Raw genomic sequence first — 22,648 nt, 5'->3', positions numbered from 1 at the left:
AGATGGGTCCCACGCATATCCGTGGGCCTATCCGGCCTCCGCTGGGCCGCTACTTCGGCGCGCTCAGTCGGCCGTGGCGTCCGCCTTCACCAGTCGGCGGACCTGAACCACGTAGAGGATTCCTGCCCACCAATACAGAGTCGTACCCCATCCTGCGAACGCCCATCCGAAAATAGCAGCGAGTGAGTGCAGCCAACCAGTCCCGTCACTCAACAGGAGCAACGGGAAGGCATACATGAGGTTGAAGGTCGCGGCCTTGCCGAGGAAGTTCACCTGGGGCGGCGGATAGCCGTGCCGCCGGAGGATGCCCACCATCACCAGCAGGACCAGCTCACGGGCGAGAAGAACGGCGGTCAGCCAGAACGGAAGGATCTCCCGCCAGGTGAGTCCCACCAGGGTGGACAGAATGTAGAGCCGATCGGCGGCGGGGTCGAGAAGGCGGCCGAGGCTGCTGATCTGATTCCAGCGGCGGGCGAGCTTCCCGTCCAGGTAGTCGCTGACGCCGCTGAGCGCCAGCACCAGCAGGGCCCAGTTGTCGCTCTTCGGCCCGCCGAACTCGGGCCGCAGGATCAGCCACAGGAAAAGCGGCACGCCGGCGAGGCGGGCCATGCTGAGGATGTTCGGGATGGTGAGGACGCGGTCGGTCTGGACACGCGTCTCCTGGACCTCCACCCGGGGGCCTCCTGTGGGAACGAGCCGATGATGCCCTTTGACTTTACCGGTCCGGCGCGGCGCTCCCGCACCTGGCCCCCGGACACGCAAAAAGGCCCTGGCAGGGAACCGAAGTTCCCCACCAGGGCCTCTAAAAATTGTTCGGCGGCGTCCTACTCTCCCACAGGGTCCCCCCTGCAGTACCATCGGCGCTGAAAGGCTTAGCTTCCGGGTTCGGAATGTAACCGGGCGTTTCCCTAACGCAATAACCACCGAAACACTATGAAGATGACACAACCGGAACCCCAACAGGGGCTCAAAACGGTTCGCAACTTCAGAACCAACACAGTGGACGCGAGCAACTGAGGACAAGCCCTCGGCCTATTAGTACCAGTCAACTCCACCGGTTACCCGGCTTCCATATCTGGCCTATCAACCCAGTCGTCTACTGGGAGCCTTACCCTCTCAAGGAGGTGGGAATACTCATCTCGAAGCAGGCTTCCCGCTTAGATGCTTTCAGCGGTTATCCCTCCCGAACGTAGCCAACCAGCCATGCCCTTGGCAGAACAACTGGCACACCAGAGGTTCGTCCGTCCCGGTCCTCTCGTACTAGGGACAGCCCTTCTCAATATTCCTACGCGCACAGCGGATAGGGACCGAACTGTCTCACGACGTTCTAAACCCAGCTCGCGTACCGCTTTAATGGGCGAACAGCCCAACCCTTGGGACCGACTCCAGCCCCAGGATGCGACGAGCCGACATCGAGGTGCCAAACCATCCCGTCGATATGGACTCTTGGGGAAGATCAGCCTGTTATCCCCGGGGTACCTTTTATCCGTTGAGCGACGGCGCTTCCACAAGCCACCGCCGGATCACTAGTCCCGACTTTCGTCCCTGCTCGACCCGTCGGTCTCACAGTCAAGCTCCCTTGTGCACTTACACTCAACACCTGATTGCCAACCAGGCTGAGGGAACCTTTGGGCGCCTCCGTTACCCTTTAGGAGGCAACCGCCCCAGTTAAACTACCCACCAGACACTGTCCCTGATCCGGATCACGGACCCAGGTTAGACATCCAGCACGACCAGAGTGGTATTTCAACGACGACTCCACACACACTGGCGTGCATGCTTCACAGTCTCCCACCTATCCTACACAAGCCGAACCGAACACCAATATCAAGCTATAGTAAAGGTCCCGGGGTCTTTCCGTCCTGCTGCGCGAAACGAGCATCTTTACTCGTAATGCAATTTCACCGGGCCTATGGTTGAGACAGTCGAGAAGTCGTTACGCCATTCGTGCAGGTCGGAACTTACCCGACAAGGAATTTCGCTACCTTAGGATGGTTATAGTTACCACCGCCGTTTACTGGCGCTTAAGTTCTCAGCTTCGCCCCACCGAAATGGAGCTAACCGGTCCCCTTAACGTTCCAGCACCGGGCAGGCGTCAGTCCGTATACATCGCCTTACGGCTTCGCACGGACCTGTGTTTTTAGTAAACAGTCGCTTCTCGCTGGTCTCTGCGGCCACCCCCAGCTCAGAGTGCAAGACTCATCACCGGAAATGGCCCCCTTCTCCCGAAGTTACGGGGGCATTTTGCCGAGTTCCTTAACCATAGTTCACCCGAACGCCTCGGTATTCTCTACCTGACCACCTGAGTCGGTTTAGGGTACGGGCCGCCATGAAACTCGCTAGAGGCTTTTCTCGACAGCATAGGATCATCCACTTCACCACAATCGGCTCGGCATCAGGTCTCACCCTGTGTGAGAGACGGATTTGCCTATCTCTCGGGCTACACCCTTACCCCGGGACAACCACCGCCCGGGCTGGACTACCTTCCTGCGTCACCCCATCACTCACCTACTACAAGTCTGGTCCGTCGGCTCCACCACTCCCCATCACTCCGAAGAGATCAAAGGCGGCTTCACGGACTTAGCATCGCCTGATTCGATGTTTGGCGCTTCAAAGCGGGTACCGGAATATCAACCGGTTGTCCATCGACTACGCCTGTCGGCCTCGCCTTAGGTCCCGACTTACCCTGGGCAGATCAGCTTGACCCAGGAACCCTTAGTCAATCGGCGCAAACGTTTCTCACGTTTGTATCGCTACTCATGCCTGCATTCTCACTCGTGAACCGTCCACAACTACCTTCCGGCGCTGCTTCACCCGGCACACGACGCTCCCCTACCCATCACAGTCCCCGTTGGGGGTATGTACTGCAATGACACGACTTCGGCGGTACGCTTGAGCCCCGCTACATTGTCGGCGCGGAATCACTTGACCAGTGAGCTATTACGCACTCTTTCAAGGGTGGCTGCTTCTAAGCCAACCTCCTGGTTGTCTCTGCGACTCCACATCCTTTCCCACTTAGCGTACGCTTAGGGGCCTTAGTCGATGCTCTGGGCTGTTTCCCTCTCGACCATGGAGCTTATCCCCACAGTCTCACTGCCGCGCTCTCACTTACCGGCATTCGGAGTTTGGCTAAGGTCAGTAACCCGGTAGGGCCCATCGCCTATCCAGTGCTCTACCTCCGGCAAGAAACACACGACGCTGCACCTAAATGCATTTCGGGGAGAACCAGCTATCACGGAGTTTGATTGGCCTTTCACCCCTAACCACAGGTCATCCCCCAGGTTTTCAACCCTGGTGGGTTCGGTCCTCCACGAAGTCTTACCTCCGCTTCAACCTGCCCATGGCTAGATCACTCCGCTTCGGGTCTTGAGCGCGCTACTAAACCGCCCTATTCGGACTCGCTTTCGCTACGGCTTCCCCACACGGGTTAACCTCGCAACACACCGCAAACTCGCAGGCTCATTCTTCAAAAGGCACGCAGTCACGACGCAAGGACAAGTCCTTGCGCGACGCTCCCACGGCTTGTAGGCACACGGTTTCAGGTACTATTTCACTCCGCTCCCGCGGTACTTTTCACCATTCCCTCACGGTACTATCCGCTATCGGTCACCAGGGAATATTTAGGCTTAGCGGGTGGTCCCGCCAGATTCACACGGGATTTCTCGGGCCCCGTGCTACTTGGGTGATTCTCAAACGAGCCGTACAGATTTCAGCTACGGGGGTCTTACCCTCTACGCCGGGCCTTTCGCATGCCCTTCGCCTATCCATACGGTTTCTGACTCGCCGACCGGCCGGCAGACCGATCAAGAGAACTCCCACGACCCCGCATGCGCAACCCCTGCCGGGTATCACACACATACGGTTTAGCCTCATCCAGTTTCGCTCGCCACTACTCCCGGAATCACGGTTGTTTTCTCTTCCTGCGGGTACTGAGATGTTTCACTTCCCCGCGTTCCCTCCACACTGCCTATGTGTTCAGCAGCGGGTGACAGCCCATGACGACTGCCGGGTTTCCCCATTCGGACACCCCCGGATCAAAGCTCGGTTGACAGCTCCCCGGGGCCTATCGCGGCCTCCCACGTCCTTCATCGGTTCCTGGTGCCAAGGCATCCACCGTGCGCCCTTAAAAACTTGGCCACAGATGCTCGCGTCCACTGTGCAGTTCTCAAGCAACGACCCGTCCCCGTCACCCCCACACCAACGTGCAGAGTTCACCGAGGCCGGCATCGCAAAGGGACGAGCAACGCTCGCACCCTCAGACACCCAACAGCGTGCCCGACAAGCCCCATCCTCTTCACTGTGTTCCACGCCGAAGCAGTACTAACAGGAAGGATCAAGAACATGCCGAGTAGTCAACGTTCCACCCATGAGCTAACCGTGCGAGACATTCGCTCGCAGTCGGCCATGTGCTCCTTAGAAAGGAGGTGATCCAGCCGCACCTTCCGGTACGGCTACCTTGTTACGACTTCGTCCCAATCGCCAGTCCCACCTTCGACGACTCCCTCCCACAAGGGGTTGGGCCACCGGCTTCGGGTGTTACCGACTTTCGTGACGTGACGGGCGGTGTGTACAAGGCCCGGGAACGTATTCACCGCAGCAATGCTGATCTGCGATTACTAGCGACTCCGACTTCATGGGGTCGAGTTGCAGACCCCAATCCGAACTGAGACCGGCTTTTTGAGATTCGCTCCACCTCACGGTATCGCAGCTCATTGTACCGGCCATTGTAGCACGTGTGCAGCCCAAGACATAAGGGGCATGATGACTTGACGTCGTCCCCACCTTCCTCCGAGTTGACCCCGGCAGTCTCCTGTGAGTCCCCATCACCCCGAAAGGCATGCTGGCAACACAGAACAAGGGTTGCGCTCGTTGCGGGACTTAACCCAACATCTCACGACACGAGCTGACGACAGCCATGCACCACCTGTACACCGACCACAAGGGGGCGACCATCTCTGGCCGTTTCCGGTGTATGTCAAGCCTTGGTAAGGTTCTTCGCGTTGCGTCGAATTAAGCCACATGCTCCGCCGCTTGTGCGGGCCCCCGTCAATTCCTTTGAGTTTTAGCCTTGCGGCCGTACTCCCCAGGCGGGGAACTTAATGCGTTAGCTGCGGCACGGACAACGTGGAATGTCGCCCACACCTAGTTCCCAACGTTTACGGCGTGGACTACCAGGGTATCTAATCCTGTTCGCTCCCCACGCTTTCGCTCCTCAGCGTCAGTATCGGCCCAGAGATCCGCCTTCGCCACCGGTGTTCCTCCTGATATCTGCGCATTTCACCGCTACACCAGGAATTCCGATCTCCCCTACCGAACTCTAGCCTGCCCGTATCGAATGCAGACCCGGGGTTAAGCCCCGGGCTTTCACATCCGACGCAACAAGCCGCCTACGAGCTCTTTACGCCCAATAATTCCGGACAACGCTCGCGCCCTACGTATTACCGCGGCTGCTGGCACGTAGTTAGCCGGCGCTTCTTCTGCAGGTACCGTCACTCTCGCTTCTTCCCTGCTGAAAGAGGTTTACAACCCGAAGGCCGTCATCCCTCACGCGGCGTCGCTGCATCAGGCTTTCGCCCATTGTGCAATATTCCCCACTGCTGCCTCCCGTAGGAGTCTGGGCCGTGTCTCAGTCCCAGTGTGGCCGGTCGCCCTCTCAGGCCGGCTACCCGTCGTCGCCTTGGTAGGCCATCACCCCACCAACAAGCTGATAGGCCGCGGGCTCATCCTGCACCGCCGGAGCTTTCCACCACCATGAGATGCCTCAAGTGGTCGTATCCGGTATTAGACCCCGTTTCCAGGGCTTGTCCCAGAGTGCAGGGCAGATTGCCCACGTGTTACTCACCCGTTCGCCACTAATCCCCCACCGAAGCGGGTTCATCGTTCGACTTGCATGTGTTAAGCACGCCGCCAGCGTTCGTCCTGAGCCAGGATCAAACTCTCCGTGAATGTTTTCCCGTAATCGGGATGCACACTCGCGTTGAGCGGAACCATCGGGAGGAATAATCCCGACGGTTCACAGCGTCCTCGCTGTGTTTTGTTTCTTCAAAGGAACCTCGTCCCAGACCATCAGGCCCGGAGACGGGGTATCAACATATCTGGCGTTGACTTTTGGCACGCTGTTGAGTTCTCAAGGAACGGACGCTTCCTTTGGATTCCCTTTCGGGTTTCCTCCGGGCGCTTCCCTTCGGTGTTTCACACTCTATCAGGCTATTTCCGTCTCTCTGACCACCGAATTCCTGCGAGCACGCAGAAGTGGACCCGAGATTGGATCTAGATCTGAGGAGTGCTGCCTCGACTTGCCCACTCACAGCCTTCAGTCCGTGGTGTCTCGTCCGGGGCAGGAGTACGACACTACAGCGCCCCCGGGAGGGAGGCAAATCGATTCCCTGGCTCGCGGCCTGCCTGCGGTGGTTCCGCGGGAGCGGAATGGTCTACTCCTATGACTTACGCTTCTGGTCAGTTGAATCTCCACCCCTGGGAGGCTTCCCATGACCACCGTGACGTCCCCGCTCGCCGGACGTGCCATCGGACTCTCGGCAGTGCCCGACCCGGTGTTCTCCGGCGCGATGGTCGGTCCCGGCACCGCGATCGACCCGGAGCGTGAGCCCTCCGTGGCCGTGGCTCCCGTCGATGGCGTCATCGTCTCGCTGCACCCGCACGCGTTCGTCGTCGTCGACGAGCAGGGGCACGGCGTTCTCACCCACCTGGGTATCGACACCGTCCAGCTCAACGGGCAGGGCTTCGAGCTGCTCGTCAACAAGGGCGACACCGTCAAGCGCGGCGATTCCGTCGTGCGGTGGGACCCGGCCGCCGTCGAGGCCGCGGGCAAGTCGCCCATCTGCCCGGTCGTCGCGCTGGAGGCCACGGCCGAATCCCTCGGCGACGTCCGCGAGGACAGCGCGCTGGTCGCCGGCGACGTGCTGTTCACCTGGGAGTGACCCCCGCGCCGTCCTGACGGACGACAGGTACGACATCCACCGCGGCGGGGGCGATCCGCCGCATTGACGGAGACGGTTGACATGGAGACAACGCTGCGAGGCGTCGGCGTGAGCCACGGGGTGGCGATCGGCGAGGTGCGGCACATGGGTACGGCGGTGCTGGAGCCGCCGGCGAAGCAGATTCCCGCGGACGAGGCACCGCGCGAACAGGGGCGCGCCCGCCAGGCCGTGGAGGCGGTGTCCGCCGATCTGATCGCGCGCGGCAATCTGGCCGGCGGCGAGGCGCAGGCGGTGCTCGAGGCACAGGCCCTGATGGCGCAGGACCCGGAGCTGATGGCCGATGTCGAGCGCCGCATCGCCGTGGGCAGCACCGCGGAGCGCGCGGTGTACGACGCGTTCGCGGCCTATCGGGCGCTGCTCGCCGGGGCCGGCGAGTACCTGGCCGGGCGGGTCGCCGACCTGGACGACGTGCGCAACCGCATCGTGGCGCGCCTGCTGGGTGTGCCGATGCCGGGGGTGCCGGACAGCGACGAGCCGTACGTGCTGATCGCGCGGGATCTGGCGCCGGCGGACACCGCGCTGCTGGACCCGGCGCTGGTGCTCGGATTCGTCACCGAGGAAGGCGGGCCGACCAGCCACAGCGCGATCCTCGCGCGGGCGCTCGGGGTGCCCGCGGTGGTGGCGCTCCCCGGTGCCTGCGAGCTCGCCGAGGGGACCGTGATCGCGGTCGACGGCAGCACGGGTGACGTGCATGTGGAGCCGACCTCGCAGGAGCGGGCGGACCTGGCGAAGGCCGCGGAGGAGCGCAAGGCCGCGCTCGCCGCGGCGTCCGGTCCGGGCGCGACCTCCGACGGGCACAAGGTGCCGCTGCTGGCGAACGTCGGTGGCCCGGCGGACGTCCCGGCGGCCGTGGCCGCGGGTGCGGAGGGCGTCGGGCTGTTCCGTACCGAGTTCCTCTTCCTGGACGACAGCGAGCGGGCGCCGTCGGAGGAGAAGCAGGTCGAGGCGTACCGGCAGGTGCTGGAGGCGTTCCCCGAGGGGCGTGTCGTGGTCCGGGTCCTGGACGCGGGCGCGGACAAGCCGCTGGACTTCCTCACCCCGGCGGACGAGCCGAACCCGGCGCTGGGCGTGCGGGGTCTGCGGACCCTGCTGGACCACCCCGAGGTGCTGCGTACGCAGCTGACGGCGCTGGCCAAGGCCGCCGAGGGGCTGCCGGTCTACCTCGAGGTCATGGCCCCGATGGTGGCGGACCGGATCGACGCCAAGGCGTTCGCGGACGCGTGCCGGGAGGCCGGGCTGCGGGCGAAGTTCGGGGCGATGGTGGAGATCCCGTCCGCCGCGCTGCGGGCCCGTTCGATCCTGCAGGAGGTCGAGTTCCTGTCGCTGGGCACGAACGACCTGGCGCAGTACACCTTCGCCGCCGACCGGCAGGTCGGTGCGGTGTCCCGGTTGCAGGACCCGTGGCAGCCCGCGCTGCTCGACCTGGTGGCGGTGTCGGCCGAGGCCGCGCGTGCCGAGGGCAAGAGCTGCGGGGTGTGCGGCGAGGCGGCGTCCGACCCGCTGCTGGCGTGTGTCCTGACGGGTCTGGGCGTGACCAGCCTGTCCATGGGCGCGGCGTCCCTTCCGTATGTACGCGCCACGCTGGCCAAGCACACGCTGGCCCAGTGCGAGCGGGCCGCCGCGGCGGCCCGGGCCGCGGACACCGCCGAGGAGGCGCGGCGGGCCGCGCAGGCGGTGCTCTCGGGCGAGTGAGCCCGGGCGCGCCGTGGCCGCCGTCGGGATGGTGATCCCGGTCGGCGGGCCTGACGCCGTGCTGGTGTGTGTGCGAAGGGGTGTCCTTCCGCTGCTGCGGGGGCACCCCTTCGCCGTGTCAGCCGGTCATCGCTTCTCCTCCGGCTGGGGCAGCGGGAACCCCGCGCGGTACTCGACGCCGTGCTCGGGTGGGATGGGTTCGCCGGTGCGGACGTCGGTGCAGTAGGCCGCGAAGACCTCGGCCTCGGTGAGCGGCTGCGGCCAGCCGTCCTGAAAGGTCCAGCCGCGGAGCGTGTCGGGCATGCCGCGGACGCTCGTGCGCAGGACGAGGCCGCCGGGGCTCCGGGTGGCGATGCCCGCGGCCAGCACGGTGGTGAATACCAGGGCCTCGGCCTCGATCAGCCGCGGTCGTCCGGTCTCGGATACCTCGGCGTTCAGGGCGGCGATGAGTGATCCGCCGTCCGTCGGGACGCTGCACACCAGATGGTGGCTACCGGCGCCCGCTGTCTCCAGCAGCCGCCGGATCAGGGTCGAGGCGCGTGTGAAGGCGACTCGGCCGATCTCGGACCCGCAGTCGGGGCAGTCCCCGGCGCGGGCCAGCAGGGTCGTGGCGGACTCCCAGGTCAGCTGCTGCTCCACCGCGTCGAGGAGCTCGGCGACGAGGTCGGCGACGGGCTGGCCCTCGTAGGTGACGGTGGCGCCGACGGCCGCGACACGGGCGACATACCGGGTGCGGCTGTCGGCCGTGTCGGGGTCGAGGCGGGTGTCCGAGCAGAAACGCGCGTACTCGGCCGGGTCGAAGAGGGCGACCGTGGTGTGCACGTGCCGCGCCGCCAGGTCGCGCAGCATGCCTTCCATCTGCCGCAGATACTCGGTGTGGTCGTCGAAGCCGAACGATGTGTAGTGCCGCATGGCCGCGAAGTCGTGCTCGTCGGCCAGCACGGCGACCGTGCTGGGCGCTTCGCGGCGCAGGGCGCGCCGGAGTGCCCGCCGCGGTTCCCGGCGTGGCGCGCCGCCGTACGGCGGGGGTCCCGTGCGCGCGGGTCCGGTCCTTGTGCCGCTCTGCCGCCCCGTTTCCTGCCGTGCCGTCCCCTGCCGTCCGGTGCCGTTTCTCGAACGGCCCTTCCTCGTGCGGGCGCTTCGTGTGCCGCCCTTGCGTGCGTGGCCGTTCCTGATGTGCGCCATGCATCCCCCTCGGTGCGTGGACGATCGTGTATGGCCGATCAGTGCTCACTCACCGTAACCGGCGCCACTGACAACGCCGGGGCATCGGCGTCTCGTACCAGGTGGCGCTGGGCGCAGCACGTCGCGGCGAGGGCCGCGCCCAGGCCGAGCCAGCCGAGCGGTCCCGCGGCCATCGCGGCGGTGACGGCGAGCGGCCCGGTGCTGCGCTGGACCGCCTGGGCCAGGCCGTGTACGCCCAGGTAGGCGCCCTGCGCCTGGGGCGGGGCGAGGGCGACGGACAGTTCCCAGGAGATGGCGGCGTGCAGCATCTCGGCGACGGTGAAGGCGGTGGCGGCCAGCAGGAGGGCGCCGGTGGCGAACCACGGGGCGCCGACGGCGGACGCGGCGAGCGCCGCGCCCGCGCCGAGCAGGACCGCGGCGAGCGGCAGCAGTGACCTGCGGGCTTTGGCGGGGGTGGCGCCGAAGCGTGCGAAGGGGACCTGGCAGAGCACGACGAGCGCGTTGTTCAGGACGAGGAGGAGGGGTGCGAGTTGGTGCGGGGCGCTGGTGGCCGTGATGAGCCACAGCGGCAGTCCGATCTTGAGGACGGAGTCGTCGAGGAAGAGGGCGGCTTCGGTGGCGGTGTAGAGGAGGTAGCGGCGGTCGCGCCAGGGCGTCACGGTGGCGGGCTTCCCGGTCCCTTCGGCCGCGGTGCCTTGCGCCTTGATGCCTTCCGGCTGGGTGGCTTGCGCCTTGGCGCCTTCCGTCTCGGTGCCTTGCGCCTTGATGCGTTCTGTCTTGGTGCCTTGCGTCTGGGTGCCTTGCGTCTCGGTGGCGTCGGCCGCGGCCGGTCCCGCCGGTCGGGGCCCCTGGGCCACGGCACGGGTCGGGGACGCCGGTTCGGTGCAGCGCAGGGTGAGCAGCGCGGCCGCGACGAAGGAGAGCGCGTCGCCGATCAGCAGGCAGCGGTAGACGGTGGTCGTGCCGGCGGTGAGCGCCGCGGCCGCCACCAGGCCGCCGACCGCCCAGCCGCTGTTGGAGACGGTGCGGTTGACGGCCTGGTAGCGGGTGCGGTCGGGGCCGGCCACTCGGGTCGCGTAGAGCTTGGTGAGGACGGAGGAGGCCCGGTTGCCGAGGCTGGCGACCGCGTTGACGACGAGCAGGAGGCGGAGGTCGGTGGTGGTGAGGAGGGCGAACGCGGCGACGGCGCGTCCGGCTTGGACGGTCACCAGCAGCGGGCGCAGGGGTACCCGGTCGGCGACGAGTCCGGCCAGCGGCGGGCCCGCGATGCCGATGGCGCCGGAGACACCGAGCAGCAGGCCGATCTGCGCGGTGCCGAGTCCGACGACGTAGGTGAAGTAGAGGACGGCGGTCACCTCCGCCAATCCGGAGCCGACTCTGTCGACGAAGGTGACGGCCAGCATGCGGCGGCCGCCCGTGCCTCCCGGTATGCGGTGGAGAACTCCCGGGATGCGGCTTCGCGCCCCCGGGAGGCGGTTGAGAAGTGCGGTGAGGCTGTGTGGCCCGCTCACCTGGGTCCCCCTATGACGACTTGACAGCGCGATTTGTATCAATACATAATCTGTTCTGTGGCGACACAATATGAGATCATGGGGGCCGACGCCAAGGGGATTGCCGCGTCCATCGAGCGCGGCGTCGCGGACGGGTCGCTGGCGCCGGGCACCTCGCTGCCCCCGGTGCGCCGTCTCGCCGAGCGGCTCGGGGTCAGCCCCGGCACCGTCGCGACCACGTACAAGGAGCTGCGGCGGCGCGGCATCGTGGTCACGCGCGGCCGGGGCGGGACGGTCGTGGCCTCGGCTCCGGCCGTGGCCTCCCGGCGCCCGCCCACCGTGCCCGAGGGCGTCCGCGACCTGGCGGGCGGCCATCCCGATCCGGCGTTCCTGCCCTCGCTGCTGCCGCCCGCCCGGCTCTCCCCCGGTGCCCGCTCACACCGTTCGACGCCCCGGCTGCCGCAGCTGGAGGAGCTGACCCGCGGCTGGTACGCGGCGGACGAGGTGCCGAGCGGGCACATCACGTTCGCGCACAGCGCGCTCGACTGCGTCGCGCGGCTGCTGTCGGTCGAGCTGCGGCCGGGCGACGCGGTGGCGATGGAGGACCCCGGCTACCACCATCTGCTGGACCTCGTCCCGGCGCTGGGTCTGCGCAGCGTGCCGGTGGCCGTGGACGACGAGGGCATCCGGCCCGAGGCACTGCGGGCGGCGCTGCGCGCGGGAGCGCGCGCCGTCATCTGCAGCCCGCGGTCGCAGAATCCGTACGGCGGCTGCTTCTCGGCCGGGCGCCGCGACGCGCTGCTGGAGGTGCTCGCCGAGGCGCCGGAGGTGCTGGTGGTCGAGAACGACCACGCCGCGGACATCGCCGGAGTCCCGCTGCACACGCTCACCGCGGGCGGCCCGGCACGCTGGGCGCAGGTGCGTACGGTGACCAAGTACCTGGGCACGGACCTGCGGTGGGCCGCGCTCGCCTGCGACGCGACGACGCTCGCGCGGCACGACGGGCGGCTGCTGCTCACCTCCGGCTGGGTCAGCCATGTGCTCCAGGAGACCGTGACCCGGCTGATGGCGGACCCCGCGACGCATGAGCTGGTGGGACGCGCGCGTACGGCCTATGCGGAGCGGCGTACGGCGCTGATCGGGGAGCTGGCGGCCCGCGGCATCGCGGCCCACGGGGCGAGCGGCCTGAACGTGTGGGTGCCGGTGCGCGACGAGGCGGCCGTGGTCAACGGTCTGCGGACGCACGGCTGGTGGGTCGCGGCGGGGGCGCGGTTCCGGCTCGGCGCCGCGCCCGGGGTGCGGATCACCACGGCGGGTCTGACACCGGCGGACGCGGCGCGGCTGGCGGCGGACTTCGCCGCGGTGCTGGGCGAGTCCCAGCTGACGTACGGGGGATAGTGCGGACAGGGGGTTCGGGGCGGCTCCGGGCCCCCCTGTCCTGGCCGCCTATCCTCAGTCCCCTGTCCTGAGCCCCCTGTCCTGCCGCCTGCCCTCAGCCCCCTGTCCTCGGGTTCCGGTCGTCAGCCTCCCGCGGACGGGCTCTGCTGCGAGCGTTCGCGGGCCACGCGCTCGTAGAAGTCCAGTAGTGCGACGTTGTCCACGGAGCCGGGGTTGACCGCCTTCTCCAGCGGCGTGCCCTGCATCATCCGCTTCACCGGCACCTCCAGCCGCTTGCCCGTGAGGGTGTGCGGGACGCCCGGCGCCTCGATGACCTCGTCGGGGACGTGCCGCGGCGACAGCTGCTCGCGGATGGTCCGCTTGATCCGGTCGCGCAGCGCGTCGTCGAGCGTGGCGCCCTCGGCGAGGTGGACGAAGAGCGGCATCCAGTAGCCGCCGTCGGGCTGTTCCACGCCCAGGACGAGGGACTCGCGGATCTCCGGGAGCCGCTCGACGGCCTCGTAGATGTCGGCGGAGCCCATGCGGACGCCCTGCCGGTTGAGGGTGGAGTCGGAGCGCCCGTGGATGACGACGCTGCCGCGCGAGGTGAGGGTGATCCAGTCGCCGTGCCGCCAGACGCCCGGGAACATGTCGAAGTAGCTGTCGCGGTAGCGGCTGCCGTCCGGGTCGTTCCAGAAGCGGACCGGCATCGACGGCATGGGGCGGGTGACGACCAGTTCGCCGACCTCCTCGGTCAGCGGCTTGCCGTGCGGATCCCACGCCTGGAGGTCCGTGCCGAGGCACGGGGCCTGGAGTTCGCCGATGTGGACGGGCAGGGTGGGCACCGCGCCCGCGAAGCAGCTGCACACGTCCGTGCCGCCGCTGACGGAGGCGATCCACATGTCCTCGGCGACCTCGTCGTGGATCCAGCGGAAGCCGTCGGGCGGCAGCGGGGACCCGGTGGTGGCGACGCAGCGGATCTCGGAGAGGTCGAAGTCGTGGCCGGGGTGGATGTCCGCTTTGCGGCAGGCCATGACGTACGCGGCGGAGGTGCCGAAGAGCGTGGCGCGGGTGCGTTCGGCGATCCGCCACTGGGCGGCCGTGTCGGGGTGGCCCGGGCTGCCGTCGTAGAGCACGACTGTGGCGCCCGCCAGCAGGCCCGAGACGAGGAAGTTCCACATCATCCAGCCCGTGGACGTGTACCAGAAGAACCGGTCGCCCGGGCCGAGGTCGCAGTGCAGGCCGAGCTGCTTGAGGTGCTCCACGAGGATGCCGCCGTGCCCCTGCACGATGGCCTTGGGCAGGCCGGTGGTACCGGAGGAGTACAGCACCCACAGCGGGTGGTCGAAGGGGACCTGCTCGAAGTCCGGTTCGACCTGGTCGCCGGTGAGCGCGTCCCACTCCAGCGTGCCCTCGGGTGCGGGGGTGCCCAGCAGGGGGACGTGGACGACGGCGCGGAGCGTCGGCAGTTCGCGGCGGAGTTCGGCGACGGTCTCGGTGCGGTCGTGCTCCTTGCCGCCGTAGGCGTAGCCGTCGACGGTGAACAGGAGGACGGGTTCGACCTGCTGGAAGCGGTCCAGGACGCTGCGGGCCCCGAAGTCGGGGGCGCAGGAGGTCCACACGGCGCCGACCGCGGCGGTGGCCAGGAAGGCCACGGCGGCCTGCGGGATGTTGGGCAGGTAGCCGCTGACGCGGTCGCCGGGCCGTACCCCGAGGCGGCGCAGGGCCGCTGCCAGGGAGCCGACCTGGTCGCGCAGCTCGGCCCAGGTGACCGGGCGCGGCTCGTGGCTCTCGTCCACGGCCAGCAGGGCGGGCTCCGCGGCGCGGGCGGGGTCCGTGCCGGCGCGCAGCGCGTGTTCGGCGTAGTTGAGTCGGGCGCCGGGGAACCAGGTGGCGCCGGGCATCGCGGGGTCGGCGAGAACGGTTTCGTACGGGGTGGAGAAGCGGACGTCGAACCATTCGGCCACGGCCTGCCAGAAGCGCTCCAGTTCCTCGACGGACCACCGGTGCAGGGCCGCGTAGCCGGCGGCCGGGTCGCCGGGGACCGGGCCGGGCGCGCCGTACCGCTGTGCCGCCCACTGCTGGAAGCGGGTGATCTGGGCGCCGGCGACTCGGTCCTCGCCGGGGCGCCACAGGGGCTCAGGCTGGGTCGCGGGCTGCGGTGCGGTCGTCATCATCGGCTCCCGGGCTGTACGCGTCGTGTGCGTCACCGCGTCCACGTGCGGGTGGTGTGGTGACGCGGTCCAGCGAGACGATGCCATGTGATCCTCTCCCGCACCAGGGCCGCCGGTGCGCGCACGGGCGTGGCGTGATGTGTGCGGACAGCGGGTGAACGGCAGTTGAACGCGGCGCTGTGCGCGGGTCGGCGATGGCAGGCTGATCAGCATGAATGCGCGTGACCTGGTGCGGTCGGTGAAGGTGGTCGGTACGGCGCAGGGGCTGCGGTCGGTGCGGGCGGCGTGGCGGCGGCGCCGTACGGACGCGCTGTGGCTGCCGCGGCGGGGGCCGGAGCGCGCCCGCACGCCGGGGGCCGCGCAGGGCGCCGATCCGCAGCCGGGCGGCGGGGTGGTGCGGTTCGCGCGGTCGTCGCTGCGGGTGCGTGTGACGAAGTCCGGTGCGGTGTTCTGCGGCTGGGACGGGGCCGGTCCCGAACCGTCGTACGGCCTGGCCGGGCCGGGGCCGGCGCTGGAGGCGGACGAGCGGGCGGTGCTGGAGCCGGACACCGACGGCGGGTGGCGGGTGGTGTCGGAGCGGGTGACGGTCGCGGTGTCCCGGGTGGGCACGGTCGAGATCCGGACACCGGGCGGGGTGGTGCTCCGCCGGGACCTGCCACCGCGCTGGTGGGAACCGGCGGACGGGGCGGGGGCCGCCTCGGCGGGGGCCGCCTCGGCGACCGGGGCACGGGTGAACGGCGACGGGTCGGCGGGCGGCGGCGAGAGCGGGGACGGTGACCAGCCTGGGGACGGCAGTGCGGCCGGGAACGGCGGCGCGGCCGGGGACGGCGGCGCGGCCGGGCAGGGCGGTGCAGCCGGGCAGGGCGGTGCGGCCGGGGACGGCGGCGCGGCCGGGCAGGGCGGTGCGGCCGGGCAGGGCGGTGCGGCCGGGCAGGGCGGTGGGGGCCCGCGGGAGGATGCCGGGATCCCCTCGCAGGTCGGCCGCGCGCCGGGTGCTGCCGCGGGTGGTGCGGCCACGGCCTGGGTTCAGCGGTCCGAAGTGGCCCCGGACGCCGCCGTCTTCGGGCTGGGCGGCCGGTCGGCCGGGCCGCGGCTGCGGGACGGCACGTACCGGCTGTGGAACACCGACCCCGGCGGCAGCTTCGGGCCCGGTGACGACCCGCTGTACGTGACCATGCCGGTGCAGCTCGTGGTGGCGGACGCGGGAACCCATCTGATCTTCCACGACAACTCCTGGGACGGCACGGTCACCCTGCGCGCGGGTGAGGAGGGCAACGGTTCCGGGCACGACCGGCCCGGGTCCTGCGTGCTGCGGATGGAGGGCGGGCCGCTGCGCTACTGGGTGATCGTGGGCACCCCGGCGCGGGTGCTGCACGGCTGGACGGCGCTGACCGGCGCCCCCGCGGTCCCGCCGAGCTGGGCGCTGGGCTACCAGCACGCGCGCTGGGGCTTCGGTGACGAGCAGGAGGTGCGGCGGGTGGCGGCGGGCTACCGGGACCGGAAACTGCCGCTGTCCGCGCTGCACCTGGACATCGACCACTACCGCGGCCACCGGGTCTTCACCGTCGACCCGCGGCGGTTCCCGGAGCTGCCGGGGCTGGCCGCCGAGCTGCGCGCGGACGGGGTGCGGCTGGTGTCGATCGTGGACCCCGCGGTGAAGGCCGAACCGGGGGATCCGGTGTACGACAGCGGGCTGGCGGCGGACGCGTTCGTCCGCGACGCGCGGGGCCGGACGGTGCGGGGCGTGGTGTGGCCGGGTGAGGCGGTCTTCCCGGACTTCACCGACCCGGGGGTGCGCGAGTGGTGGGCCGGGCTGTACGCGGAGCGGCTGGCGCAGGGCTTCTCCGGGGTGTGGCACGACATGAACGAACCGGTGTCCTTCGCGGCCTTCGGCGACCCGACGCTGCCGCGCTCCGCCCGCCACGACCTGGACGGCCGTGGCGGGGACCACCGCGAGGCGCACAACGTGTACGCGCTGGCGATGGCGCGCGCCGGGTACGAGGGGCTGTGCGCGTTGCGGCCCGAGGAGCGGCCGTTCCTGTTCTCCCGCTCGGGGTGGGCGGGGATGCAGCGGTACGGGGGCACCTGGTCCGGCGACGTGGCCACCGGCTGGCCGGGGCTGCGGGCCTCGCTGGCGCTGGTCTTGGGCCTGGGCCTGTGCGGGGTGCCGTACTCCGGTCCCGACGTGGGCGGTTTCACCAGCAGTCCGTCGCCCGAGCTGTTTCTGCGCTGGTTCCAGCTGGCCTCGTACCTGCCGCTGTTCCGTACGCATTCGGCGATCTGGGCGGGGCGGCGGGAGCCGTGGGAGTTCGGCCCGGACGTGCTGGAGCACGCGGCGGCGGCGCTGCGCGAGCGGCAGCGGCTGATGCCGTACTTCGTGACGCTGGCGGAGGTGGCGCGGCGTACGGGTGCCCCGTATGTGCGGCCGGTGTGGTGGCGGCAGCCGCAGGACCGGGCGTTGCGGGACTGCGAGGACGCGTTTCTGCTGGGGGATTCGCTGCTGGTGGCGCCGGTGGTGGAGGAAGGCGCGCGCGAGCGGCGGGTCCGGCTGCCGCGCGGGCGCTGGTACGACACGGCGACCGGCCGGGCGTACGAAGGTCCGGGCTGGGCGCGGCCGGCGGCGCCGTGGTCGCGGATCCCGGTGCTGGCGCGGGCCGGCTCGGTGATTCCGGTGGCCGGTGCGGACGGCGCGGTGGAGTTGGAGGTGTGGGCGCCCGCTGCGGGGCGTACCGGTGGCGGGCTGCTGTTCGCGGACGCGGGAGACGGGTGGGAGCGGCCGTCGGCGGTGCGGTTCACGACGCGGTGGCGCAACGGCGAGGTGGTCGTGGAGCAGGACGGGGCGGCGGAGGTGGGGTATCCGGTGCGGATGCGGGGCTGTTAGGACGTGTCCGGTGGAGCACGGCGGCGCCTGCGGCGCATGCGTGTTCTTCGCCTGCGGCACGTGCGTGTTCTTGTCGACGGGGTGTGCGGCTGGTATCTGGAGGGGGCATGCCAAGACCTGCCGCCGCTGTGCGCGCGCTCATCGTGTCCCTTGCCGCCGTGGCGGCTCTCGTCACGCCGACCCCGGCACACGCCGAACCGGAGCCGAAGGCCCCGAAGGAGTTCGTGGCCCTCAGTGAGGTGGACCCGACGATCCTTCAGGAGATCCGCTACGTCACTCCGCACAACTTCACCGGTCACCGGATCGACGGCTACCGCCGGCCGATGTGCATCCTGACGCGCCCGGCCGCCGAGGCGCTGCGTACCGCGCAGCGTGAGCTGCTGCCGCTGGGCTACTCGCTGAAGGCGTACGACTGCTACCGGCCGCAGCGCGCGGTCGACGACTTCGTGGCCTGGGCCGAGGATCTCGACGACCAGGCGATGAAGGAGGAGTTCTATCCGCATGTCGACAAGTCGAGGCTGTTTCTGGACGGCTATATCGCCGAGAAGTCGGGGCACAGCCGGGGCAGTACGGCCGATCTGACGATCGTGCGGCTGCCGGCCGTTCCGACGCGGCCGTATGTGCCGGGTGAGCCGCTCGTGCCGTGCTACGCGCCGCAGGCGGAGCGGTTCCCGGACAACTCCGTGGACATGGGCACCGGGTTCGACTGCTTCGACACCCTCTCCCACACGCTCGACCCGCGGATCCAGGGCGCACAGCGGGCGAACCGGCTGCTGCTCAAGGGCGCGCTGGAGCGGGCGGGCTTCGTCAACCTGGCCGAGGAGTGGTGGCACTACACGTACAAGCCGGAGCCGTTCCCGGACACGTACTTCGACTTCCCCGTCTCGCGGCGAGCCCTGTCGGGCCGCCGTTAACGGCCGGGTTCCGTGCACACGGTCGGGTTCCGTGCGCACGGCCGGGTTCCTTGCGCGAGGCCGCCTCCGTACACTTCTGATGATCCGTCAGGTCGGTGGTCCACGGAGACAGGGAGGGCCATGTCGCGCGCGCGTACGCCGGTGGTGTCCGGCTGGTTCACCGGAGACACCGAGAACACAGAGGACTTCCGGCTGCTGGGCACGCGGTGCCGTGCCTGCTCGGCGGTGTTCTTCCCTCGCGAGGACGCGTCCTGCCGCGATCCGGGCTGCGGCGGCGCCGAGCTCGACGAGGTGCCGCTCTCCCGTTGCGGCCGGGTGTGGTCGTACACCGACGGCCGCTACCGGCCGCCCGCGCCCTACGTGTGGGACGACGACCGGGAGTGGCGGCCGTACACCCTCATCGCGGTGGAGCTGGCGGCCGAGCGGATGGTGGTGCTCGGGCAGGGCGAGCCGGGGCTGACCGTGGCCGACCTCGCCGTGGGGATGACGGTTCGGGCCGTACCGGGGGTGCTGAACGAGGACGCCGGGCAGGTCTGGACGACCTGGTACTGGCGGCCCGTATCGGAGGGGGCTCCGTGACCGGCGACGTGGCGGTGCTGGGCGCCGGGATGCATCCGTGGGGCAAGTGGGGGCGGTCCTTCGTCGAGTACGGGGCCGCCGCCGCGCGCGCCGCCCTCGCCGACGCCGCTCTCCCCTGGTCCCGCATCGGATCGGTAGTCGGCGCAGGGACCGTGCGCGGCGGGTATCCGGGGCACGTCGCGGGCTCGGCCTTCTCCCGTGCGCTGGGGTGGCAGGGCGCGCGGGTGAGCACCGTGTACGCGGCGTGCGCCTCCGGCGCGCACGCCATCGCGAGCGCCCGAGCGCAGATCCTGGCCGGCCTGGCGGAGGTCGTGCTCGTGGTCGGCGCGGACGCGGCGCCCAAGGGGTTCTTCGCGCCCGCGGGCGGCGACCGGCCCGACGACCCGGACTGGCTGCGGTTCCGGCTGCTGGGCGCCACCAACCCCGCCTATTTCGCGCTCTACGCCCGCCGTCGGATGGCCGAACACGGCGACACGCCCGAGGACTTCGCCCGGGTGAAGGTGAAGAACGCGACCGCGGGCGCCGCCAACCCGCTGGCCCGCTACCGGCGGCGGGTGACCGCCGACGAGGTCGCCGCCTCCCCCGTCGTCGCCGCCCCGCTGCGGCTGCTGGACATCTGCGCCACCTCCGACGGCGGCGCCGCCCTGGTGCTGTCCGGCATGGACTTCGCGCGGCGGCACGGCCATCCGCGCCCGGTCCGGATCCGCGCCGTGTCCACGGTCACCCCGCGCTATCCGCGCACCGACCTGGATCTGCCGGACATCGCCACGGACTCGGCCGCGGGCACGCCCCCGCCCGCGCGGGGCTTCCGGCCGTCCATCGCGCACGCCGCGTACGAGGAGGCCGGGCTCGGCCCGGCGGACCTGTCGCTCGCGGAGGTGTACGACCTGTCGACCGCGCTGGAGCTCCAGTGGTACGAGGACCTGGGGCTGTGCGCGGCCGGGGACGCCGCGAAGCTGCTGCGGGAGGGGGCGACGGCGCTGGGCGGGCGGCTGCCGGTCAACCCCAGCGGTGGGCTGGCGTCCTTCGGCGAGGCGGTCCCGGCACAGGCCATCGCCCAGGTCTGCGAGTTGACGTGGCAGCTGCGCGGGCAGGCGGGCGACCGGCAGGTACCCGGGGCGCGGGCCGGGATCACCGCGAACCAGGGGCTGTTCGGCCACGGGTCGTCGGTGGTCGCGGTGATCTGATGCGGCTCGGACCCCGGACGCCGCGCGCGGCTGCGGTCCCGTCCTCGCGCGGCCCCGGCCCCGGACACCTCGCGGTTCCGGTCCCGTCCTCGCACGGCCCCGCTCCCGTCCTCGCGCGGCCTTACCCGGCCGTCCGCGGGGTGGGCCCGGAGGCGCGCGGCGGGCCGTACGCTCCGGGAAGCAACCGCACGCTTGGGGAGAAGTCCGTACGCTCCGAAAGGACGCGTGAACTCCGCGTGAACCGCGCGCCGTTGGCTGCGCCCGCCCGCCATCCTGCTGGCGTGCCCTCCTGGACGGACGATCTCCGCTTCGCGTACCAGCCCGTCGTGAACCTCACCACCGCCTCGGTCACCGCGCTGGAGATACTCGCCCGCCCCGAGACCGGCGACGTGCTCGCGGACGCGCGGCGGGACCCGCGCACCGACGTCGAACTGGCCGGGCTCGCGGTGCGCGCGGCCGCACGCCACGAGGCGCTGCTGCCCTTGCATGTGAACGTCTTCGCCGCCACCGTCGCCGCCCTGCCCGGCCTGCCGTCCCTGGACCGGGTGGTCGTGGCGGCCGGGCGCCGTCCGTGGGAGATCACCCTGGATGTGGGCCCGCCGTTCGGCGGCGTCCCGCGCCGCGGCCTCGTGGCGGCCGTCGCGGAGCTGCGCCGCCGGGGCTACCGGATCTGCGTCGACGGAGTCGGTGACGGGGACCTGCCGCTGCGGCTGCTCACCCGGCTCGCCCCCGACCTGGTCAAGCTGGACGCCACGCTCGTCGCCGGGCTGCCGCAGGACGCCGGCAGCCGGGCCGCGGTCGCCGCGCTGCGGCAGCTGTGCGACGGCTTCGGCGCACTGCTGGCCGCCGAGGGCGTGGAGACCGAGCGGCAGTGCGCCGCGGCGCGCGGCGCGGGCGCGCAGCTCGCGCAGGGCAACCTCTTCGCGCCCCCGGCCCGCCGCCCGGCGGTCGACATCCACCGGCCGGCGGTCGCCGCCCCGCCGCCCGCGGCGGCCGGTCCGCGCGAGCCTCGGATCGCGCAGTTCGTCCAGCCCGCCGCGCTGCTGCCGCTGTCCGCGTCGGCCGAGCACGTCCGTGCCCTGCTCACCGGATCGCCGGGCATCTCCAGCGTCATGCTGGTGGACGCGGGCGGCGTCCCCCGGCGGGCCGTGCACCGCGACCGCTTCCTGCTGTCGCTGTCCGGGCGCTACGGGCACGCGCTGTACGCCGACCGGCCCGCCGTGAAGCTGGCCGACTGCCCCCGTACGGTGCCGCTGGACGCCACGGCGTGGGAGGTCCTGGACGTGGTCGCGGCCGACGAACGGTCCCGTACCGGCGACGACGTGGCGGTGGTGGACGGCGCGGGCCGCTGCGTGGGCATGGTCCACCTGGCCGACATCGTGCGGGCACTGGCGGAGAGCCGGGTGGAGGAGGCGGCCCGGCTCAATCCGCTGACCCGGCTGCCCGGTTCCGACACGGTCAACGCGGAGGTGGACCGGCGGATCGCGACGGGCCGGGCCTTCGCGCTGAGCTGGCTGGACGTGGACGGCTTCAAGCAGGTCAACGACGGGGCGGGGTTCGCGGCGGGCGACGAGCTGATCCGCTCGGTGGGCCGTACGCTGGCCGACGCCGCCACGGGCCGCCGGGCGGCCCGGATCGGGCACATCGGCGGCGACGACTTCCTGGTGCTCACCGATCCGGACGGGCCCGACGGGCCGGAGCCCATCGCCGCCGCCGTGCTGGACACCGCCTGGTCGGCGGGCGGGCTGCCGGTCACGCTGTCGCTGGCCACGGTGGTCTGCCCGCCGGGCAGCGTCACCGACCACCGGCAGGCCGCCGCGTGCCTCGCGCCGCTGAAGAAGTCCGCCAAGTCGCTGCGCGGGGCGAGCTGGGTGCTGGCGCGGCCGGGCGCGGCGGGCCAGGAGGTACGGCGCGGCGCGGGCGCCGCGCGGGCCTCGGGCCCGGGCGGCGAGTCGGGCCCGGCGCGGGCCCCAGGCGCAGGCACAGGCACAGGCGCAGGCGGCGGAGCGACAGCTTCGGCGCAGGTGGCACGGCGCGGAGACGGAGTGGCGGGCGCGGCGCAGGCGCGGGCGTAGGCGCCGGGGGGGGAGGCGCGGGCGCTGCCGTATGCCTTGCCGCGGGCGTAGGCGCATGCGCGGGCATAGGCGCTGCCGCGGGCGGACAGGCAGGCC

The 22,648-nt window shown here is 70.2% G+C and carries 12 protein-coding genes and 3 rRNA genes; 8 read left to right on the top strand and 7 right to left on the bottom strand.

Annotated elements, in window-relative coordinates; genetic code table 11:
- Positions 1 to 63: 63 nt before the first annotated feature.
- The 4 genes from Q3Y56_RS30985 to Q3Y56_RS30970 all read right to left on the bottom strand — a co-directional run bounded on the left by Q3Y56_RS30985 (position 64) and on the right by Q3Y56_RS30970 (position 5,946).
- A complete protein-coding gene (locus Q3Y56_RS30985; RefSeq protein ID WP_304465049.1) occupies positions 64 to 672 on the bottom strand; it encodes a CDP-alcohol phosphatidyltransferase family protein in 609 nt (202 codons plus the stop codon).
- Between the two features lie 139 nt (positions 673 to 811).
- Positions 812 to 928 (bottom strand): 5S ribosomal RNA (rrf, locus tag Q3Y56_RS30980).
- Positions 929 to 1,015: 87 nt separating this feature from the next.
- Positions 1,016 to 4,137 (bottom strand): 23S ribosomal RNA (locus Q3Y56_RS30975).
- A 280-nt stretch (positions 4,138 to 4,417) separates the two neighbouring features.
- Positions 4,418 to 5,946: ribosomal RNA gene (locus tag Q3Y56_RS30970) — 16S ribosomal RNA — on the bottom strand.
- The 16S, 23S and 5S rRNA genes sit together here, the layout of an rRNA operon.
- Before the next feature lie 542 nt (positions 5,947 to 6,488).
- Between Q3Y56_RS30970 and Q3Y56_RS30965 the strand changes: the two genes are divergently transcribed.
- Complete coding sequence (locus Q3Y56_RS30965) at positions 6,489 to 6,938, top strand: PTS glucose transporter subunit IIA (protein WP_304465048.1); 450 nt, start codon at positions 6,489 to 6,491, stop codon at positions 6,936 to 6,938.
- Between the two features lie 81 nt (positions 6,939 to 7,019).
- Complete coding sequence (gene ptsP, locus Q3Y56_RS30960; protein ID WP_304465047.1) at positions 7,020 to 8,690, top strand: phosphoenolpyruvate--protein phosphotransferase; 1,671 nt, start codon at positions 7,020 to 7,022, stop codon at positions 8,688 to 8,690.
- Between the two features lie 126 nt (positions 8,691 to 8,816).
- On the opposite strand, the gene Q3Y56_RS30955 is transcribed toward ptsP, so the two are convergent.
- Both Q3Y56_RS30955 and Q3Y56_RS30950 read right to left on the bottom strand, forming a co-directional pair.
- On the bottom strand, positions 8,817 to 9,632 hold the full coding sequence (locus Q3Y56_RS30955; RefSeq protein WP_304465046.1) for a hypothetical protein: 816 nt from the start codon (positions 9,630 to 9,632) through the stop codon (positions 8,817 to 8,819).
- 281 nt (positions 9,633 to 9,913) lie between these two features.
- Positions 9,914 to 11,278, bottom strand: a complete 1,365-nt coding sequence (locus Q3Y56_RS30950; protein WP_304465045.1) for an MFS transporter — start codon at positions 11,276 to 11,278, stop codon at positions 9,914 to 9,916.
- A gap of 165 nt (positions 11,279 to 11,443) precedes the next feature.
- On the opposite strand from Q3Y56_RS30950, the gene Q3Y56_RS30945 reads away from it, so the two are divergent.
- Positions 11,444 to 12,763 (top strand): aminotransferase class I/II-fold pyridoxal phosphate-dependent enzyme, encoded by a 1,320-nt coding sequence (locus Q3Y56_RS30945; RefSeq protein WP_304465044.1) that lies wholly within the window; start codon positions 11,444 to 11,446, stop codon positions 12,761 to 12,763.
- A 122-nt stretch (positions 12,764 to 12,885) separates the two neighbouring features.
- Here Q3Y56_RS30945 and Q3Y56_RS30940 read toward each other — a convergent pair whose 3' ends face one another.
- Entirely contained in the window at positions 12,886 to 14,916 is a 2,031-nt protein-coding gene (locus Q3Y56_RS30940) for an acetoacetate--CoA ligase (protein WP_304465880.1), read from the bottom strand.
- A 211-nt stretch (positions 14,917 to 15,127) separates the two neighbouring features.
- Here Q3Y56_RS30940 and Q3Y56_RS30935 point away from each other — a divergent pair, with 211 nt between their 5' ends.
- From Q3Y56_RS30935 to Q3Y56_RS30915, 5 genes are all read left to right on the top strand, one after another.
- Positions 15,128 to 17,797 (top strand): glycoside hydrolase family 31 protein, encoded by a 2,670-nt coding sequence (locus Q3Y56_RS30935; RefSeq protein ID WP_304465043.1) that lies wholly within the window; start codon positions 15,128 to 15,130, stop codon positions 17,795 to 17,797.
- Positions 17,798 to 17,904: 107 nt separating this feature from the next.
- Complete coding sequence (locus Q3Y56_RS30930) at positions 17,905 to 18,711, top strand: M15 family metallopeptidase (RefSeq protein WP_304465042.1); 807 nt, start codon at positions 17,905 to 17,907, stop codon at positions 18,709 to 18,711.
- Between the two features lie 120 nt (positions 18,712 to 18,831).
- The gene (locus Q3Y56_RS30925; RefSeq protein ID WP_304465041.1) at positions 18,832 to 19,290 is read left to right on the top strand and encodes a Zn-ribbon domain-containing OB-fold protein; all 459 of its coding nucleotides are present in this window, start codon (positions 18,832 to 18,834) and stop codon (positions 19,288 to 19,290) included.
- A complete protein-coding gene (locus tag Q3Y56_RS30920) occupies positions 19,287 to 20,477 on the top strand; it encodes a lipid-transfer protein (RefSeq protein ID WP_304465040.1) in 1,191 nt (396 codons plus the stop codon). The genes Q3Y56_RS30925 and Q3Y56_RS30920 overlap by 4 nt, the downstream gene beginning before the upstream one ends.
- Positions 20,478 to 20,758: 281 nt before the next feature.
- The gene (locus tag Q3Y56_RS30915; protein ID WP_304465039.1) at positions 20,759 to 22,552 is read left to right on the top strand and encodes a bifunctional diguanylate cyclase/phosphodiesterase; all 1,794 of its coding nucleotides are present in this window, start codon (positions 20,759 to 20,761) and stop codon (positions 22,550 to 22,552) included.
- The last annotated feature ends 96 nt before the right edge of the window (positions 22,553 to 22,648 follow it).

Source organism: Streptomyces sp. XD-27 (assembly GCF_030553055.1).
In the GTDB taxonomy this organism is placed as follows: Bacteria; Actinomycetota; Actinomycetes; order Streptomycetales; family Streptomycetaceae; genus Streptomyces.
Note: the sequence above shows the minus strand (reverse complement) of the source record. Positions and strands in the feature narration are given on the sequence as shown.